This window comes from Rhizobium sp. WSM409 (assembly GCF_057653825.1).
The window spans coordinates 3,338,177-3,357,285 of the sequence record NZ_CM172794.1 but is presented as its reverse complement, the minus strand read 5'-3'; the positions used below and the strand labels follow the sequence as shown (position 1 = coordinate 3,357,285).

The 19,109-nt window shown below is 61.3% G+C and carries 19 protein-coding genes; 16 read left to right on the top strand and 3 right to left on the bottom strand.

Features of this window, described 5'->3' with window-relative positions; all coding sequences use genetic code 11:
* The first annotated feature begins 32 nt into the window (after positions 1–32).
* The 16 genes from urtB (at position 33) to ureG (ending at position 13,230) form a co-directional block, all read left to right on the top strand.
* Positions 33–1,670 carry an urea ABC transporter permease subunit UrtB gene (gene urtB / locus AC25BC_RS16790; RefSeq protein WP_012758690.1) on the top strand — a complete coding sequence of 546 codons (1,638 nt, stop codon included), beginning with the start codon at positions 33–35 and terminating at the stop codon, positions 1,668–1,670.
* Entirely contained in the window at positions 1,667–2,830 is a 1,164-nt protein-coding gene (gene urtC, locus AC25BC_RS16785; RefSeq protein WP_012758689.1) for an urea ABC transporter permease subunit UrtC, read from the top strand. The genes urtB and urtC overlap by 4 nt, the downstream gene beginning before the upstream one ends.
* 5 nt (positions 2,831–2,835) lie before the next feature.
* Positions 2,836–3,591: an urea ABC transporter ATP-binding protein UrtD gene (gene urtD / locus AC25BC_RS16780; RefSeq protein ID WP_003542325.1), complete on the top strand. Its 756-nt coding sequence runs from the start codon at positions 2,836–2,838 to the stop codon at positions 3,589–3,591.
* Positions 3,592–3,815: 224 nt separating this feature from the next.
* The gene (urtE, locus tag AC25BC_RS16775) at positions 3,816–4,511 is read left to right on the top strand and encodes an urea ABC transporter ATP-binding subunit UrtE (RefSeq protein WP_003542323.1); all 696 of its coding nucleotides are present in this window, start codon (positions 3,816–3,818) and stop codon (positions 4,509–4,511) included.
* A gap of 151 nt (positions 4,512–4,662) precedes the next feature.
* Positions 4,663–5,484, top strand: coding sequence for an urease accessory protein UreD (locus tag AC25BC_RS16770; protein ID WP_012758688.1), 822 nt, complete (start codon positions 4,663–4,665; stop codon positions 5,482–5,484).
* 33 nt (positions 5,485–5,517) lie between these two features.
* The gene (locus AC25BC_RS16765; RefSeq protein WP_003561955.1) at positions 5,518–5,820 is read left to right on the top strand and encodes an urease subunit gamma; all 303 of its coding nucleotides are present in this window, start codon (positions 5,518–5,520) and stop codon (positions 5,818–5,820) included.
* Positions 5,821–5,830: 10 nt separating this feature from the next.
* Positions 5,831–6,082, top strand: coding sequence for a DUF1272 domain-containing protein (locus AC25BC_RS16760; RefSeq protein WP_033179987.1), 252 nt, complete (start codon positions 5,831–5,833; stop codon positions 6,080–6,082).
* A gap of 10 nt (positions 6,083–6,092) precedes the next feature.
* On the top strand, positions 6,093–6,398 hold the full coding sequence (locus AC25BC_RS16755; protein WP_003561953.1) for an urease subunit beta: 306 nt from the start codon (positions 6,093–6,095) through the stop codon (positions 6,396–6,398).
* A 22-nt stretch (positions 6,399–6,420) separates the two neighbouring features.
* Complete coding sequence (locus tag AC25BC_RS16750; RefSeq protein WP_128438262.1) at positions 6,421–6,828, top strand: lysozyme inhibitor LprI family protein; 408 nt, start codon at positions 6,421–6,423, stop codon at positions 6,826–6,828.
* Positions 6,829–6,844: 16 nt separating this feature from the next.
* A complete protein-coding gene (locus AC25BC_RS16745; protein WP_012758684.1) occupies positions 6,845–7,468 on the top strand; it encodes a hypothetical protein in 624 nt (207 codons plus the stop codon).
* Positions 7,469–7,471: 3 nt separating this feature from the next.
* Positions 7,472–9,184 (top strand): urease subunit alpha, encoded by a 1,713-nt coding sequence (gene ureC, locus AC25BC_RS16740; protein ID WP_012758683.1) that lies wholly within the window; start codon positions 7,472–7,474, stop codon positions 9,182–9,184.
* Positions 9,185–9,215: 31 nt separating this feature from the next.
* Entirely contained in the window at positions 9,216–9,887 is a 672-nt protein-coding gene (locus tag AC25BC_RS16735) for a TIGR02117 family protein (RefSeq protein ID WP_012758682.1), read from the top strand.
* Positions 9,888–10,218: 331 nt separating this feature from the next.
* On the top strand, positions 10,219–11,079 hold the full coding sequence (locus AC25BC_RS16730) for a GGDEF domain-containing protein (RefSeq protein ID WP_128438261.1): 861 nt from the start codon (positions 10,219–10,221) through the stop codon (positions 11,077–11,079).
* An 86-nt stretch (positions 11,080–11,165) separates the two neighbouring features.
* Positions 11,166–11,750: an urease accessory protein UreE gene (ureE, locus tag AC25BC_RS16725; protein WP_128438260.1), complete on the top strand. Its 585-nt coding sequence runs from the start codon at positions 11,166–11,168 to the stop codon at positions 11,748–11,750.
* Between the two features lie 6 nt (positions 11,751–11,756).
* Positions 11,757–12,428 carry an urease accessory protein UreF gene (locus AC25BC_RS16720; RefSeq protein ID WP_128438259.1) on the top strand — a complete coding sequence of 224 codons (672 nt, stop codon included), beginning with the start codon at positions 11,757–11,759 and terminating at the stop codon, positions 12,426–12,428.
* Positions 12,429–12,618: 190 nt separating this feature from the next.
* Positions 12,619–13,230, top strand: a complete 612-nt coding sequence (ureG, locus tag AC25BC_RS16715; protein ID WP_003542294.1) for an urease accessory protein UreG — start codon at positions 12,619–12,621, stop codon at positions 13,228–13,230.
* A 120-nt stretch (positions 13,231–13,350) separates the two neighbouring features.
* Here the strand turns inward: ureG and AC25BC_RS16710 are convergent, their stop codons facing one another.
* The 3 genes from AC25BC_RS16710 to AC25BC_RS16700 form a co-directional block, all read right to left on the bottom strand.
* Positions 13,351–14,034, bottom strand: a complete 684-nt coding sequence (locus AC25BC_RS16710; protein WP_012758678.1) for a Crp/Fnr family transcriptional regulator — start codon at positions 14,032–14,034, stop codon at positions 13,351–13,353.
* 165 nt (positions 14,035–14,199) lie between these two features.
* Entirely contained in the window at positions 14,200–17,526 is a 3,327-nt protein-coding gene (locus tag AC25BC_RS16705) for an efflux RND transporter permease subunit (protein ID WP_128438258.1), read from the bottom strand.
* Positions 17,527–17,538: 12 nt separating this feature from the next.
* Positions 17,539–18,729, bottom strand: a complete 1,191-nt coding sequence (locus tag AC25BC_RS16700; protein WP_113546107.1) for an efflux RND transporter periplasmic adaptor subunit — start codon at positions 18,727–18,729, stop codon at positions 17,539–17,541.
* Positions 18,730–19,109 lie beyond the last annotated feature (380 nt).

Genomic DNA, 19,109 nt, shown 5'->3' with positions numbered 1-19,109 from the left:
CGAGGCCAACACTATCAAGGGCGAGAAAGCCGATGTATCGCGCCATAAAGATTTTCCTCATCACGGTTTGCCTGACATTTTCGGGCCTGACATTTTCGGGCGTGATAATCTCGAGCGAAGTCCATGCCCAGGATGATATCCACGTGCTTATCGACGCGCTCGGCGTCGGCGACTTCCCGGAACGCGAAGAGGCCATCAAGGCGCTGGTCGCTTCCAAGGATCCGCATGTCAGCCAGATCCTGCAGCAGTTGAGCGACGGCCTTCTCTACGTCAATTCCGATGGCGGCCCGGTTCTTCTCCAGGGCGGTACCGATGACGAACCGACCTATTCCGATCCGATCACCGGCGAAGCCGCTGCCGATGTCGATCCGGATCTGATGACGAAGGTGAAGATCAACAACGCGCTTCGCGGCGTCATCGGCGCCGCCACCAGCCAGCTGACGCTGATGAGCCCGGACCGCTCCGCGCGGCTTGCCGCGGCGCAGGGCCTCCTGAAAGATGCCGATCCCGCCAATCTCGACCTGCTGAACTCGGCGCTTGCGGCCGAAAAGGACGCTGAGATCAAGAATACGATGGAAGCGGCGCGCGCAGTGCTGCTGCTCAAGACGGATGCGAGCGTCGAAGACAAGAAGGCTGCGATCGATACGATCGCGGCGCGCGGCAATCGCGATGCGCTGACCATCCTCACGACCACACTCGAAACCGCGCCTGACGACCTGAAGCCGGCGATCCAGGCGGATATCAGCTCCATCAATCGCAGCCTGGCGCTGTGGGATATCGTCCAGAACATCTGGTACGGATTGTCTCTCGGCTCGGTCCTGCTGCTTGCCGCGATCGGCCTTGCCATCACCTTCGGCGTCATGGGCGTCATCAACATGGCGCATGGCGAAATGGTGATGATCGGCGCCTACACCACCTATGTGGTGCAGGAATACATTACTTCCGCCTTTCCTGAACTTGCCGATTATTCGCTGGCCTTTGCCGTGCCTGCGGCCTTCGTCTTTACCGGCTTCGTCGGTCTGGTGATCGAGCGCGCCGTCATCCGCTATCTCTACGGCCGGCCGCTCGAAACGCTGCTCGCCACCTGGGGCGTGTCGCTGATCCTGCAGCAGGCGGTGCGCAGCAGCTTCGGCCCGACCAACCGCGAGGTCCGCAATCCGACCTGGATGTCCGGCGTCTTCGATCTCGGCGGGCTCTCCATCACGTGGAACCGACTGTGGATCATCGTCTTTTCGATGGTGGTCTTTGTGGCGCTGCTCCTGCTGCTCAAACGGTCCGCCTTCGGCCTGCAGATGCGTGCCGTTACGCAGAACCGGCGCATGGCGTCGTCGATGGGCATCCGCACCGGCTGGGTCGATGCCTTCACCTTCGCGCTCGGCTCGGGCATTGCCGGCATCGCCGGCGTGGCGCTCAGCCAGATCGACAATGTCTCGCCGAACCTCGGTCAATCCTACATCATCGACAGCTTCATGGTCGTCGTCTTCGGCGGTGTCGGCAATCTCTGGGGCACGCTGGTCGGTGCACTCTCGCTCGGCGTCGTCAACAAGTTCCTCGAGCCCTTCGCCGGCGCGGTGCTCGGCAAGATCCTGGTGCTCGTCCTCATCATTCTCTTCATCCAGAAGCGTCCCCGCGGGCTCTTCGCACTCAAAGGAAGGGCGGTGGAAGCATGATAACGGCCTTCCTTCTCCGATCACTCGATCGAAAGATCGTCATTGCCATCGCCCTCCTGCTTCTGGTCGCGGTTCTTGTGCCGGTCCTGAACCTGATGACGGGGCCGAGCAATCCGCTGCACGTGCCGACTTATATCATGTCGCTGTTCGGCAAGTATCTGACCTATGCGCTGCTGGCGCTGGCGCTTGATCTCGTCTGGGGCTTCTGCGGTATCCTCTCCCTCGGCCACGGTGCCTTCTTTGCGCTCGGCGGCTATGCGATGGGCATGTATCTGATGCGCCAGATCGGCACGCGCGGCAGCTACGGAGATCCTGTTCTGCCCGACTTCATGGTGTTCCTGAACTGGAAGGATCTGCCCTGGTTCTGGTTCGGCTTCAACCATTTCTGGTTTGCGGCGCTGATGGTGCTCGTCGTGCCCGGCCTGCTCGCCTTCGTCTTCGGCTGGTTTGCCTTCCGCTCACGCGTCAACGGCGTCTATCTCTCGATCATCACCCAGGCGATGACCTATGCGCTGCTGCTGGCCTTCTTCCGCAACGACATGGGCTTCGGCGGCAACAACGGCCTTACCGATTTCAAGGACATTATCGGTTTTAGCGTCCAGGCTGACGGCACGCGTGCAGTCCTCTTTGCGGCAACTGCGATCTTCCTGGCTCTATCGCTGCTGATCGCCTCGGCGATCGTGCGCTCGAAGTTCGGCAAGGTGCTGGTCGGCGTACGCGATGCCGAAAGCCGCACGCGCTTCCTCGGCTACCGCGTCGAGCATTTCAAGCTCTTCACTTTCGTCGTCTCGGCGATGATGGCCGGTATTGCCGGCGCGCTCTACGTGCCGCAGGTCGGCATCATCAATCCCGGCGAATTCGCGCCTGCCAATTCGATCGAAGTCGTCATCTGGACGGCGGTCGGTGGGCGGGCGACGCTGATAGGTCCGATCATCGGCGCGATCCTCGTCAACGGCGGCAAGACGATCTTCACCGGCCTCTTCCCGGAGTTCTGGCTGTTTGCGCTCGGCGGCCTCTTCGTTGCCGTCACGCTGTTCTTGCCCAAGGGGGTCGTTGGCACGATCGCCCAATATCTCGGCAAGCGGAAGGTCGTCTCCAAGGTGGCACCATCGGCGGCTGAGGAAGATGGCATCGAGCCGAAAATCCAGGCAGCGGAGTGAGCGCCATGATCCCCGACGACAAACCCACCAGCGTGCTTTACCTCAACGGCGTCTCGGTTTCCTTCGATGGCTTCAAGGCGCTGAATTCGCTGTCGATCGTCATCGAACCCGGCGAGCTTCGCGCCATCATCGGCCCGAACGGCGCCGGCAAGACGACGATGATGGATATCATAACCGGCAAGACCAGGCCCGACGAGGGCGAGGTGTTCTTCAACGGCACGATCGATCTTACCAAGAAGGACGAGGCCGATATCGCCCAGCTCGGCATCGGCCGCAAGTTCCAGAAGCCGACGGTCTTCGAGAGCCATACGGTGTGGGACAATCTGGAGCTGGCGCTGAACCGCCGTCGCGGCGTGTTCTCAACACTGTTCTACCGGCTTTCGGGCGAGGACAAGACGCGCATCGAGGAGATCCTCGAAACGGTGCGGCTGACGCATCGCCGTGACGAATTCGCCGCCAATCTCTCGCACGGGCAGAAGCAATGGCTGGAGATCGGCATGCTCTTGGCGCAGGAGCCGAAGCTGTTGCTGGTCGACGAGCCGGTGGCCGGCATGACCGATGCGGAGACGGCGGAAACCGCGATCCTGCTCAAGGATATCGCCAAAACCCGGTCGGTCGTCGTCGTCGAACATGACATGGGCTTCATCCGAGACCTCGGCGTCAAGGTGACCTGCCTTGCTGAGGGATCGGTGCTGGCAGAGGGATCGATCGATTTTGTGAGTTCGGATCCGAAGGTCATCGAGAACTATTTGGGGCGGTGAGGGATGATGGATACATCGGATGTTGATGGGTGTGTCACCCCTCCCCAACCCCTCCCCACAAGGGGGAGGGGCTTAACCCCGGCGCTCGCTCATCGCTACGATTGCCAGCTTTCCTATGATCTCCTGAGAAGTGGGACGGCGGCTCCGAGTTTGCCCCTCCCCCTTGTGGGGAGGGGTTGGGGAGGGGTCTTTTTTGGACCAGCAAAGATTCAGGAGACGGCATCATGCTGACAGTCGAAAACGCAAACCTCCACTACGGCGCCGCTCAGGCGCTGCGCGGCATCTCGATCAAAGCGGAGATGGGCAAGATTACCTGCGTGCTGGGGCGTAACGGCGTGGGGAAGAGTTCTCTTCTGCGCGCCGTTACCGGCCAGCATCCGCTGTCGGCCGGTACCGTCACCTTCAATGATACCAAGCTCAACGGCCTGCCACCCTTTGCCCGCGCCAAGCAGGGCATCGGCTATGTGCCGCAGGGACGCGAAATCTTTCCGCTGCTGACAGTCAAGGAAAATCTCGAAACCGGCTTTGCTCCGCTTGGCCGCCGCGACCGCAACATCCCCGATGACATCTTCAGTCTCTTCCCGGTGCTGAAGTCGATGTTGTCACGTCGCGGCGGCGATCTTTCCGGCGGGCAGCAGCAGCAGCTGGCGATCGGGCGGGCCATGGTGACGCGGCCGAGGATTCTCGTGCTCGACGAGCCGACCGAGGGCATTCAGCCATCGATCATCAAGGATATCGGCAGGGCGATCCGCTATTTGCGCGACTCCACAGGCATGGCGATCCTGCTCGTCGAGCAGTATCTCGATTTCTGCCGCGAGCTTGCCGACTATGTCTACATCATGGACCGCGGCGAAATCGTGCATGAAGGGCTTGCCGAGACGCTGGATACGCCGGAGGCCCGCCGCCACCTGACTGTCTGACCGGCAGATGCCGCATTTTGCAGCAAAGCGCGCGGCGCCTGGAAAACCTTCCGCCGCCGCCAAGGGTCTGCTCGGGGCGGCATAGGAATTGCTTGCTTTCCGTTATTCGCGCGCTTGAATGAAAACCAGGGGCGCGACCGAAAGGGACGATATGACGATCGCGGCGGCAGGCACGAGACCGCAAAGAGCGGAAGGGCGCGGGCATCTGGCGGCAAAGCTGTTCGATGGCCGCACGCGTATCCGTGAACTCTATCAGGAGGGGGCAGCGAAGATCCGCCTGCCCGATACCTTCGACGCCTCCATGGAAGCCGTCATCATCAATACTGCTGGCGGTTTGACGGGCGGCGATCGGATGGATTGGAGCGTTGATGCCGGCCCCGGCACGCGCATCGACGTCACCACTCAGGCTTGCGAGAAGATCTACAAGGCATCGGCCGGCATCGCCGAGGTGGCGACCAGCATCAAGGTCGGAGCCCAAGCCCGTGTCGACTGGCTGCCGCAGGAAACGATCCTCTTCGACCGGGCCGCACTTTTCCGCCGGCTGGATGTCGATCTTGACGAGAGCGCCGAATTTCTGGCTGTCGAAGCCGTGCTGCTCGGCCGCAAGGCGATGGGTGAGGCGGTGGTATCGGGGCTGTTCCGCGATCGCTGGCGGATCCGCCGCTCGGGTCAACTGATCCATGCCGAGGAACTCAGGCTTTCCGAAGGTGTGGCGGCACTGGCGGCGCGGCGGGCCGTGCTCGGCGGACAGGTGGCCTTTGCGACGCTGCTTTATGCCGGGCCGCTTTCAGAAGCCTATCTTAGCAAGGTCCGGCCGCTGGTCGAAGGATCGATGGGCGGTGCGAGCGCCTGGAATGGCAAACTCGTCGTCCGCCTTGCCGCAGCCGACGGCTTCTCACTCAGAAAAATCCTGATCCCGGTCATTTCCGCCTTGCGCAATGGTGCGCCTGTGCCGAAAGTCTGGAATCTATGAACTTCAGCATTCGATCAAGCAGATGGACAAGCGATGAACCTCACTCCGAGAGAAAAAGACAAGCTGTTGATTTCGATGGCGGCGATGGTGGCGCGGAGGCGGCTGGAGCGCGGCGTCAAACTGAACTATCCCGAAGCGATCGCGCTGATCAGCGACTTCGTCGTCGAAGGCGCCCGCGACGGCCGTCCGGTTGCCGAGCTGATGGAAGCCGGTGCCCATGTGATCGGCCGCGACCAGGTGATGGAGGGGATTGCAGAGATGATCCATGACGTGCAGGTGGAGGCAACGTTTCCCGATGGCACCAAGCTTGTCACCGTGCACGAACCGATCCGGTGAGGAGATAGGAATGTTGGAGCTCAGGCCCAATTGCGAATGCTGCGACAAGGATCTGTCGCCTGACAGCGCTGAGGCACGGATTTGCACCTACGAATGCACCTTTTGCGCCGATTGCGTGGACGGCGTGCTGAAGGGTGTCTGCCCGAACTGCGGCGGCAATCTCGTCGCGAGGCCTATTCGGCCGGCGGCCATGCTCGCCAAAAATCCGGCATCGACGAAGCGCGTACTGAAGGCCGAGGGCTGCGCGCCCAAGGCGGCTTAAGGAGGACGAGATGATTCCAGGCGAGATCATTGCCGCAAGCGGCGACATCGAACTGAATGCCGGCGCGCCGACGGTGACGCTGGAGGTTTCCAATACCGGCGATCGGCCGGTGCAGGTCGGCAGCCACTATCATTTCGCCGAGACCAATGCCGGGCTTTCCTTCGATCGCGCGGTAGCACACGGCAAGCGGCTCGATATCCCGGCGGGGACGGCGGTGCGCTTCGAGCCGGGGCAGACGCGCTCGGTGACGCTGATCCCGCTTTCCGGCAAGCGCGAGGTCTACGGTTTCCGTCAGCTAGTGATGGGCAAGCTTTAAGAACAAAATATGGGAGAAGTGCATGCGCTTGAATATCTGCCTCGTCGGGGCGGCGATGCTGCTGACGGCAGGTGCTGCCTCTGCTGAGGATATGGATTGCAACAGTCCCAAGACGCAATCGGACATGACTGCCTGCGAGGCGGCGCGTCATGAGGCCGCCGACAAGGCTTTGAATGCGCAATACAAGAAGACCCGCGCCGTCCTGACAGCGATCGACAAGGACCTGGATGGCGACAGGAAGGGTGCAGAGCAGGCGCTGGTCAAGGCGCAGCGCGCCTGGATCGATTATCGCGACGCCGAATGCGACGCCTTCGGCTTTCAGGCCCGCGGCGGCACGATGGAGCCGATGCTGGTCGCCGGGTGTCTCGCCAACATCACGGACAAACGCACGAAAGAGCTGAAAGAGCTCGAAGATACGATGAGCAACTAGGGTGATCAGGAAAATCATGATCGTCGGCAATGGCGACATTGAGGAGGGCGGGGCTGGCATCATCGATGCCGCCGATTTCGTCATCCGCTTCAATGATTGCCGCTCCTATGGCGCCGGCGGCAGCCGCACGGATGCCGTCGCGGTCTGCAATACCGGCAGACCGGCAAAGGCGATGCTCGGCTCGCGTGAGTGGCGCACCCATCCGGGCGTGGTGTCGGCGGGCGAAATCTGGAGCGTGCGCGACCCGGAAAAATTCGCCGCGATGCGGGCACCGCTTGCCGTCTCGCATCCGGAACTCGACGATTTCTGCGACGACTATACGGATGAATTCAGTGTCTACTGCGCCGATACCGGCAAGAAGCACGTCGTCATCGGCAAGGCGGTTCACGAGTCCGTGGATGCCTCGCTTTCGGCGTTTTCTCCGTCGCCCTATGTCGTGCCGAGCAGCGGTATGATCGTCATTGCCGAGGTGCTGAACACATATGCCGAGGCCGAGGTGACGCTTGCCGGCTTCGGCCACGTCGGCTGGGAATGGCACCCATTTGCGGCCGAACGACAGCTTGTCGATAGTTATATTGCCGCTGGCCGCCTCAAGCGGCTCGGCGGAAAAACACTCGTCTCTTCCTCCCAAGGAGCCTGATAGATGCCCTACAAGATCTCGCGCGCCGCCTATGCCGGCATGTTCGGACCGACCACCGGCGACAAGGTGCGCCTTGCCGATACGGAGCTCTTCATCGAGATCGAGAAGGATTTCACCACCTATGGTGAGGAGGTGAAGTTCGGCGGCGGCAAGGTGATCCGCGACGGCATGGGCCAGAGCCAGGTGACGCGGGCGGATGGCGCGGTCGATACGGTCATCACCAATGCGGTGATCGTCGATCATTCGGGTATCTACAAGGCCGATATCGGGCTCAAGGATGGGCGCATCGTCGCGATCGGCAAGGCCGGTAATCCCGACATGCAGCCGGGTGTCAACATCATCGTCGGCCCCGGCACGGAGGCGATCGCCGCCGAAGGCAAGATCGTCACCGCTGGCGGCATGGACAGCCATATCCATTTCATCGCGCCGCAGCAGATCGAGGAAGCGCTGATGAGCGGCATGACCTGCATGCTCGGCGGCGGCACCGGACCGGCACACGGCACGCTTGCCACCACCTGCACGCCCGGTCCCTGGCATCTGGCGCGCATGATTGAAGCCGCGGACGCCTTTCCGATGAACCTTGCCTTTGCCGGCAAGGGCAATGCCTCGCTGCCGGGGGCGCTGACCGAAATGGTGCTGGCCGGCGCCACCTCGCTGAAGCTGCACGAGGATTGGGGTACGACGCCAGGCGCCATCGACTGCTGCCTGTCGGTTGCCGACGAATACGACGTGCAGGTGATGATCCATACCGACACGCTGAACGAAAGCGGCTTCGTCGAGGATACGATTGGCGCCATCAAGGGCCGCACCATCCATGCCTTCCATACGGAAGGGGCGGGCGGCGGGCACGCGCCTGACATCATCAAGATCTGCGGCCAGCCGAATGTCATTCCGTCGTCGACCAATCCGACGCGTCCCTATACGGTCAATACCATTGCCGAGCATCTCGACATGCTGATGGTCTGCCATCACCTGTCGTCGTCGATCCCCGAAGATATCGCCTTTGCCGAAAGCCGGATCCGCAAGGAGACGATCGCCGCCGAAGACATCCTGCACGATATCGGCGCCTTCTCGATCATCTCGTCCGACAGCCAGGCCATGGGCCGCGTCGGCGAGGTGGCGATCCGCACCTGGCAGACGGCTGACAAGATGAAGCGTCAGCGCGGCCGGCTGAAGGAGGAAAAGGGCGACAACGACAATTTCCGCGTCCGCCGCTATATCGCCAAATATACGATCAACCCGGCGATCGCCCATGGTCTCAGCCGTGAGATCGGCTCGGTTGAAGTCGGCAAACGTGCCGACCTCGTGCTTTGGAACCCGGCCTTCTTCGGGGTGAAGCCCGATATGGTGCTGCTCGGTGGCTCGATTGCGGCCGCCCCGATGGGCGATCCGAATGCCTCGATCCCGACGCCGCAGCCGGTACACTACCGGCCGATGTTTGCCTCTTATGGCAAGAGCCTCACCAATTCCTCCGTCACCTTCGTCAGCCAGGCCTCGCTCGATGCCGGCCTGAAGGGCCGGCTCGGCGTCGCCAAGGAGCTGGTCGCGGTGAAAAACACGCGCGGCGGCATCTCCAAGGCATCGATGATCCACAACGACCTGACACCCGAGATCGAGGTCGATCCGGAGACCTATGAGGTCAGGGCGAACGGCGAGCTGCTGACTTGCGAGCCGGCGACGGTGCTGCCGATGGCGCAGCGCTACTTCCTGTTCTAGGCCCAGGTCGGATGTGTGATGGACGGCTCCGATGAGGACAGGCATCCGCTGGTTGTTGCGGATCGTATTCCTGCTCGTGTTTTCGGCGGCCTGCGGAATCTTCATTCCCCGGCCGCTGATTGCGCCGGTCAAGGCGTCGTCTGCGGCGGTGACGCATCGGATTCTGCTGCTGTCGGGCCCGATCCATACCGATATTGCCATTCCGCTCGACGCGGAAACGCGGGCTGCCTTTTCCTTCCTTGACGATACCGGTTTTCCGCTCGGCCATCCGAATGCGGAGTGGCTCATTATCGGCTGGGGCGGTCGGGCCTTCTATCTGGAAACTCCCACATGGGCGGAACTGAAGCCGCTGCCGGTGTTGCGCGCGCTGACAATCGACCGTTCAGTGCTGCATGTGGATCTTGCCGGTCACATCACCGAGCCGCAGCCGACTGTTGCGGCATTCAATGTCAGTGACGATCAATTGGCGCAGCTGCGCAATTTTATCTCGGACAGCTTCGTGCGCGACGCGGGCGCGGTGGTGCCGATCCCGGATGCCGGTTACGGCGAGATCGACCGTTTCTTCGAGGCCAGGGGATACTTCAACGCTCTCTTCGGCTGCAACACCTGGAGCGCCGCCGCCCTGCGTTCGGCTGGGCTTCGAACCGGCTTATGGAGCCCGATTCCACAAGCATTGCGATTGTCTGTTTCTGTCTACAATTGAAGCAGCCGTAGAGCCAGTCCGCTCTTAAAGTGAATTGTGAACAGCGCTCTCCATATGGTTGTAAAAATCAGTGGAAGAACCGATGTTTTCCCCAGCTAAACCATTCTGGAACATCTGCCCCGCAGTGATCAATAAATCTCTTTTATATCAGTAATTTAAGTGTCTCTCTGCGCTGTTCGATTCAGAGATTGGAAAACTGCACCCCCTGCTAGAAAAGTTCTATCCACCGATTCGTCCGAAACCGTTCGAATCTTAACGAGTCGATTAAGACACCCGCAGCAATTGGGCTCTTATCAATGCCTGGAAACGCCGAGCAGGAAGGTTGATTCTCATGAGAAACTGGATTTCGCTGCAGGTCGATTTCGGCGATCTTCAATACCGCAAGAACGTCTACGTCTTCGCCCTGAAGATGGCTTTTCTCGCCGTTATTCTCTCGGGAGTCATTATCGCATTGACGATGCCGTCGCTCGATCTTCTCGGGTTGCTGCCGGTGACACTCGCTCATGCAATTGGCTTCAGCGCGATCTTTTCCTGGCTGATCGGCGGTACGGTTTCCGGCATGCTGTCACTGTTCGCCGGCTTTGCCATGCGCGATCTCGCGCTCTCGCGGGCGGAATTCGAAAAGCTCAGCCGCACCGATACACTTTCCGGACTGCTCAACCGGCGGGCTTTTACCGAGGCGCTTGAGAATACTGATGGCGACGCGTCCCTGGTCATTTTTGACGTCGACCGTTTCAAGACGATCAATGACCGCTTCGGCCATGGCTGCGGCGATGCCGTTATCATTGCCGTTTCGGCCATGCTCACCTCCGCCTTCGATGAGATGTCCGTCGTCGCACGGCTGGGTGGGGAGGAGTTTGGCGTCATCGTCTCCGGGGAACCGCTGGAGGCGCGGATGGAGCGCGTCGAAGGTGTCCGAGCCCGGATCGCCGGCGGCGCCATCAAAGCCGAGGGGCACGATATCCGCATCACCGTTTCCGGCGGCGTTGCTGATCTCGTCGCCGGGCGCAACAAGCAGGCGGTCTATGCCTCCGCCGACCGGGCGCTCTATCTCGCCAAGGCGCTCGGGCGCAATCGCGTCGTACACGAGCGGGAAGGTCTGCATCACGCCTGGCACGGGCTCGTCGATAAGGGCGTCGATGGCGAGGGCGGACCGGAGAGCGACAATGTGATGCAGGCTTACGGAATATAAAAACCGGACCCGAACGAAAGACCATTGGTGCTTGCATCGGGAAGAGCTATTTTGCATGGTCGTCCTCTCAGCAAAACGGACATATCATGCAGCGCGTCACCTCCTATCTTCCTGCCGGAACCCCTTCCTCCCATCCGATCGCCCAGGTCAAGCTGCCGCATGATCTACGCCATCTGCGCCGCAAGCTGCTGCATCTGGAAAATGGCGAGATGGTCATGCTCGATCTCAAGGATCCGGTGCTTTTTGCCAATGGCGATCTGCTGGTGCGCGACGACGGCGAACTGATCGAGATCCTCGCTGCCGACGAGAAGCTCTTCGAGGTTCGCGGCCGCGACCGCACGCATCTGGTCGAGCTCGCCTGGCATCTCGGCAACCGGCATCTTGCCGCGCAGATCGAGGAAGACCGCATCGTCATCCTCCGCGATCATGTCATCCGCACCATGCTGCAGGGCCTCGGCGCCGTCGTCCTCGAGATCGACGAACCATTCCAGCCGGCGCGCGGGGCCTATCATTCCCAAGGCGGGCATTCGCATGATCACGATCACAATCATGACCACAATCATGACCACGGGCATGACCACGGCCATGACCATGATCACGAACATGGCTACGAGCACGAGCATGAACACCGCCACGATCGCGGTCATGATCATGACCACAAGCACGACTGAGCCTTGATGACCGGGGATCGCGAGCTGCAGGCATTGCTGCGCCTGACCGCATGGCTGTCACCGGCCTTTCCGATCGGCAGCTTTGCCTATTCGGGCGGGCTGGAGCGGGCGGTTGCCGACGGGCTCGTCACGGATGCTGCCTCGCTTGCGGCCTGGACCGCCACGCTGATCGGCAATGGTTCGGTCTGGAACGATGCGGTGCTTCTGGCTGAAAGCCACAGGCACCAAGTGGAAGCCGTACGCCTTGCCGAGATCGCCGTGCTTGCCGAGGCGCTTGCGGGATCACGCGAGCGCCATCAGGAAACGATGTTGCTCGGCGAGGCTTTTCTCGCAGCGGCGCGGGCCTGGCCGGACGGGGTGTTCGATCGGCTACCCGGCAAGGTCGCTTATCCCATTGCGGTCGGGGCGGTAACGGGCGCCCATGGCATAGAGCCCGAGAAGGCGCTTGCCGCCTTCCTGCATGCCTATGCCTCACAAGCGGTTTCATCAGGCATCCGCCTCGGTGTCGCGGGGCAAAGGGATGGTGTCGCCGTGCTTGCCGGTCTCGAAGACCATATCACGGAGGTCGCCCGGCGGGCGGCAGCCTCGACGCTTGACGATCTGGGTTCGGCGACGGTGCAGGCCGATATTGCCAGCCTGCGCCACGAGACGCAGGCGACGCGGCTGTTCCGTTCGTGATTGTCCGAAATTATCGCTGCGGTGAGAGCAATTCCAGCAAAAGTGCGCAGCGGTCTTGCGTCCGGAATTGCGTGAAAACCAAGAGATAGAGCGCTTCCGTGATTCGAAGAAAAACAGGCGCTCTAAGTCATTTGACGGTGGCGCGGGCGGGCGGCTTCGTTATCATCGGGGTTCGATTGGAGTAAGGCATATGAAATCAAGAAACGGACCTTTGCGTGTCGGCATCGGCGGGCCGGTCGGCTCGGGCAAGACGGCGCTGACCGAAAAGCTCTGCAAGGCGATGCGCGACGACTATTCCGTCGCCGTTGTCACCAACGATATCTACACGACAGAGGATGCCGAGGCGCTGGTGCGGATGCAAGCATTGACGTCGGACCGCATCGTCGGCGTCGAGACGGGCGGCTGCCCGCATACCGCCATCCGCGAGGATGCGACGATCAATTTGCAGGCGATCGCCGGCCTCAACCAGCGAATCCCCGATCTCGACGTTGTCTTCATCGAATCCGGTGGCGACAATCTGGCGGCGACCTTTTCGCCCGATCTTGCCGATATCACCATCTATGTCATCTCGGTTTGCCAGGGCGAGGAAATCCCGCGCAAGGGAGGCCCCGGCATCACCCGATCGGACCTGCTTGTCATCAACAAGAAGGATCTGGCGCCCTATGTCGGCGCCGATCTCGAGGTCATGGACCGGGATGCGACGCGCATGCGTGCGAGCCGCCCCTTCGTCTTCTCCGACATGAAGCGCGGCGACGGCGTCAGTTCGATCGTCAGCTTCCTCAGGGAGCAGGGCGGGCTCTAGAGCATTCCGTTTTTCTCCGAATCACGGAAATGCTCTATCTCTTTGTTTTCACGCAATTCCGGACGCAAAACCGCTACGCACTTTTGCTGGAATTGCTCTAAAGCGGGATGATTTTGGCGGTCAGACCTGCCGCAGCAGGTTGACGTCGCTGATGGCGATCGCCCGGCCGCGCACCGTGACACCTTTCGTTTTCAGCGTCGAGAAGGCGCGTGAGAGCGCCTCCGGTGCGAGGCCAAGCTTGCGGGCAAGCAGGTTTTTCGGAAAGGGCAACCGCAGCGAACCGGCCGCACCGTTCCCGGCACAGTGGGTCAGCAGATAATGCGCAACGCGCTGCGGCGCGGTCTGCATCCGGTCGCTTGCCAGGCATTCCATCGTCGAGATCAGATGCAGTGACAGGCTGCGCATGATCGCCTTGCCGATCCGCGGCCGCTCCTCCAGCAACAGCCGGACCTTGGGAATGCGGAAGCATGCCAGCACGGCATGATCCATCGCCTGCGCGCCGGTGCGATAGGTTTCGTCGGCGTGGATCAGGCATTCCGCGAAGCCGTCGCCGGGCTCGCAGATGCGGATATCGGCCTGCCTGCCGTCGCCGTTGTGGCGATAGAGCCTGACATAACCGCTGAGTACGCAATAGAAATAGGCCGCCTTGTCGCCCTCCTCGAAGAGAACGTCGTGCGGGTCGCAGAGGCGAACGGTGGCGCAGGCGCGCAGGGCTTCAGCCTCGTTGTGGTCGAGCCCGGCCATGAAGGCGGCCTTGGCGAGCACAGCGGCCTCATGGCCGTTGAATGTCAGCGTCCTGTTCATCTCCCGGTCTCCTCATATGGCCGGTCTTTCCAATTCCACGTGCATGCCAGGCAAAATACGGGAGGGAGATGGCGGTGGATTTGATTTCGGTCAATCGTCAGACATGACCAAAAAACGAAACGGGCCGGGAGATCGCTCCCCGCCCGTTCCTTTCCTGGGTCTTGCTTATTCCGCCGCGAAGGGCGGCAGGCGCAGCACGTTGGTGTCGTTGCCCTTGGCGCTCTTGCGTTTGCCTTCCGGCTTTTCGATTGCGGTCAGGCGCTCCTCCAGCGAGTCGATCTCGCTTCGGTTCTCCCGAGTGACACGGGTGAGATCCTCGCGCGACAGCGGCAGCTCCTCCTCGTCCTTCCTGCCGACCAGGCGGCCGAAAGCCCAGCCGAGCAGGCGGGACAGGTCGTCCATGATCAAGAAGAAGGAGGGCACGACGACGAGCGAGAGCACGGTCGAGACGATGATGCCGCCGATCACCGCGATCGCCATCGGCGCGCGGAACGAGCCGCCTTCGCCGACACCAAGCGCGGAAGGCAGCATGCCCGCCGACATGGCGATCGAGGTCATGATGATCGGCCGGGCGCGCTTGCGGCCGGCTTCGACCATGGCCTCGACGCGCGGCATGCCCTGATGGCGCATCTCGATTGCGAAATCGACGAGCAGGATCGCGTTCTTGGTGACGACACCCATCAGCATCAGGATGCCGATCATGACAGGCATCGACAGCGGATTGCTGGTGAGGATCAGGCCGGCTGCGACGCCGCCAATGGCGAGCGGCAGTGAGAACAGGATGGTGAAGGGCTGGATCACGTCCTTGAAGAGCAGGATCAGCACCGTCAGCACCAACAGCAGGCCCATCAACATGGCGTTGACGAAACTCTGCTGCATCTCGCTTTGCACCTTGGTGTCGCCGCTTTCGGCAAGGTGCACCGTGGCCGGGATATTGGCGTCGTTGACGATCTGACGGAAGCGGGCCGAAGCCGTGTCGAGTGCTACGCCCTGCGGCAGGTCGGAACCGATCGAGACGACGCGGTAGCGGTTGTTGCGCTTGATCGAGCTTACGCCTTCCGAATAGTCGATATTGGCGACGCTCGCGAGCGGAACGGTGCCGCCGCTGGCGGTCTGGATCTTCAATGTCCGGATGGCCGCGAGATCGCGACGCATGTCGAGTGCGGCCTGGACGCGGATCGGGATCTGGCGATCGTCGAGCGAGATCTTGGCAAGGGCGGCATCGACATCGCCGATGGTGGCGACGCGGATCGTCTCGGAGATCTGCTGCGGCGTAATGCCGAGGCGGGCCGCCTCATCCATGCGCGGGTGAACCTGCAGTTCCGGACGGGGAAGGGAGCCGTCGGCGCTGACATTGGCAAGCAGCGGATCGGCGCGCAGCTTGGATTCCAGAATACCGACGGCGTCGTTCAGGTCCTTGTCGTTCTTGGAAAGGAAGTTGAAGGAGAGGTCGCGTTCGCCGCGGTCATTGAGCTTCAGGATCCGGACGTCGGGAATATCACGCAGCTTGGCGAAGACTTCCTTTTCGATATCCCACTGCGGGCGTTCACGCCCGTGGACCTCCACCTTCGGCAGTTTCGGGCCAATGACGGGGATACGGCCGATCACGTCGTTGACCATCTTCTTGACCAGCGATTGGTCGAGCTTGTCGAGTGCCAGCGTGATGGTCGCACGGCGCAGTTCGAGATCGCCCTTCGGCGATGCGCCACCGAGGACGAAGACGCTATCGACGCCGTAGATGTCCTTGACCCTGTCATAGATCGCATCCGTCGTCTTCTCGGTGTCGTCAAGGCGTGCATTGGGCGGCAGCTCGACGGAGAGAACGATGCGTGAGGCATCTTCCGGCGGCAGGAAGCTGCCGGGAACCTGCATCAGCAACAAAACGGAGCCGACCAGGAAAGCGAACGCGACAATCAGCGTCGCATAACGCGTGTACCAGCGTCCGGTGGTGCCACGTATGAGACGGGTGTATCCCCGCATCAGCAGGCCATCATTGTCGTGATGGTCTTCCATGGCGTCTTCGGCGCGCATCAGATAAGCGGCCATCATCGGGGTGATCAGTCGCGCGACCATCAGCGAGAAGAAGACGGAGAAGGCGACGGTCAGACCGAACTGGATGAAGTACTGGCCCGGGATGCCCGGCATGAAGGAAACGGGCACGAAAACGGCGATGATGGTGAAAGTGGTGGCGATGACGGCAAGGCCGATTTCATCAGCCGCCTCGATCGCCGCTCGATAGGGCGTCTTGCCCATCTTGATGTGGCGGGCGATGTTTTCGATTTCGACGATCGCATCGTCGACAAGGATACCGGTGGCGAGCGTCAGAGCGAGGAAGCTGACGAGGTTCAGGGAGAAGCCCATCATGTCCATGATCCAGAAGGTCGGGATCGCGGACAAGGGTAGGGCGATTGCCGAAATCAGCGTCGCGCGCCAGTTCCTCAGGAACAGGAAGACGACGATGACGGCGAGCAGCGCGCCTTCGAGGAGCGTATGGATGGCGGCCTCGTAGTTGCCGTAGGTGAAATAGACCGAATCGTCGATCAGTTCGATCTTCACATTCGGATTTTCGGTCCGCACCTTGTCGAGGTTCTGCGCCACGGTTTCGGCGACGCTGACCTCGCTGGCGCCCTTGGAGCGGAAAACGCCGAAGGTAACGACTGGCGTATCGTTGAAGCGCGAGAAGGATTTCGGCTCCTCATAGGTGTCCTTGATGACGCCGAGATCGGATAGTTTGACGAAGCGGCCGTTCGGCAGGCCGATCGTCGTGTTGGCGAGGTCGGCGACGTTGCGGGCGTCGCCGAGAACACGGATGGCCTGTTCGCTTCCCGCCACCTGGCCGCGGCCTGAGCCGAGGTCGATGTTGGTGCCGCGCAGCTGCTGGTTCACGCTCGCGGCGGTGATGCCGTAGGCATTGAGCTTGTCAGGGGTAAGTTCGATGCGCACTTCGCGCTCGGCGCCGCCGTAACGGTCGACACGGCCGATGCCGGCCTGGCCCTGCAGCGAACGCTTGATCGTATCGTCGACGAACCACGAAAGTTCTTCCAGCGACATGGCAGGCGAGGAAACGGCGAAAGTCTGGATCGCCTGTCCCTCGACATCGACCTTGGAGACGATTGGTGCTTCGGCCGTAGCCGGCAGATCGCTGCGGATGCGGTCGATCGCATCCTTGGTGTCCTGCACGGCTTGTTCGGTCGGCACTTCCATCCGGAACATGACGACGGTCTGCGAGCTGCCGTCGGTCACCGTCGACTGGATTTCGTCGATGCCGGTGATGGAGGCCACCGCGTCTTCGATCTCCTTCGTCACCTGCATTTCGAGCTCGGCCGGCGAAGCGCCGCTCTGCGTCACGTTGATCGAAACGAGCGGCACGTCGATGTTCGGAAAACGCGTGATCGGCAGCGCGTTGAAGGACTGCATGCCGATGAACACCAACAGGCAGAAGGCCAGCAGTGGTGCAATGGGATTTCGGATGGACCAGGCTGAAAAATTCATCGGATGGTCTCTTTAGTTGGAAGCCGGGGGCTGTTCACGCACCGGCGTGATGTGGTCGCCGTCGCGGACGTAAGCGCCCGCCTTGGCCACGACCTCGTCGCCGGTCTTCAATCCATCGATGACCTCGACATAGGCGCCGTCCTGAATGCCGGTCTCGATCTTGGCGAATTTCACCACGCCGTCCTCGACCTTGCGGGCGGAGGAGCCTTCGTTCCCGGTGAGTACAGCGGTCAGGGGAAGCGCTACGCCTTCAGTCTCGCGCACGATGATCTCGGCGCTGCCATACATGCCTGAACGCGCCTTGCTGTCATCATCGATGGAGATATGGACGAGGCCAAGGCGGGTGACCGGATCGACGGTCGGCGAAACCAGGCGTACGGCGCCGGAAAGCTTCTCACGGCTGCCGGAAAGCGAAATCGTCGCCTTTTGGCCGGCCATGATCCTGACGACATCGCTTTCAGCGACCTCAGCGACAAGCTCGATATCACCGTCGCGGATGATGGTGAACAGCGGATCGCCGTTGCCGGCGGCAATGGCGCCGACCTTGGCGTTCTTCGCCGAGACCGTGCCGGCGACCGGCGTCTTCACGTCGGTGCGCGCCAGCTTCAAATCCGCATCGGCGATCTGGCTGTCGAAGACCTTGAGATCCGCTTCGGAGACCTCGATCGCCTGTTCGGCGGAGACGACGCGGGCATTGGCTGCGGCGGCGGTCGCATCGGCCTGTTCGACCTGGGCGGTGGAAACCGTGCCCTTCTTGACCATTTCCTGGGCGCGGGCCTGCTGCTGCCTTGCCTGTTCGGCATTGGCCTGCGCCTCGATGAGCTGGGCGCGCAGCTGGGCGAGGCTTGCCTCGCCCTTGGCCTTCGTCGCCATCATCTGGCTCTTTTCCAGGACCACTGCGTCATCGTTGAGCGTCGCCAACGTGCTTTCGGCCTGAACCTTGTCGCCGATATCGGCTTTCAGCGTGCGGATCGAGAGGCCTTCGACCTGCGGCTGGATATAGACTTCTTCGACGGGCTTGACCGTTCCGGTGCCAATGACACGGTCGACGAGGGTGCGGTTCACCGCAGTGGTGACGACGATCGCCGGCAGGTTCTGCTGCGGTTTTGCGACCGGCGCTTCCTGCGAAAATGCGGTGGATGCAGCAAGTGCCGCTGCAAAAAGAGTAGAGGCGCCTAGAATTCCAGTCGGCTTACGTACCATGCGTCTTCGTCCAATCTTATGATAAGGTTGGCCGAACTCGAGCGTCTGCCACTCAGCGCGCGATCAGGCCACTGCCCTTCCTGCATTCTCAGAGGTATCCGCCGATCCTTTGCCGCCTTCATCCCTCGCCGGCAAATTCGGCTTGTAGGTGGTATCGATTTGCTCGATCTACAAGTCCGGCAGAAAACAATTCCCCATTAGGCAATAATAATTACCATTCCGACGTCAATCAATCACCGCAAGGTTATGTCAACATTACGAAGATTGATCGCGCCTCATCCCTAAGACGTTTGACGCCCGAAAAATGCGACAGTTGCAAGGCATTTTTTTCGGTTGCTGGATGCAGATGATGTAGGCCGACTGACCGGAAATCTGAATCA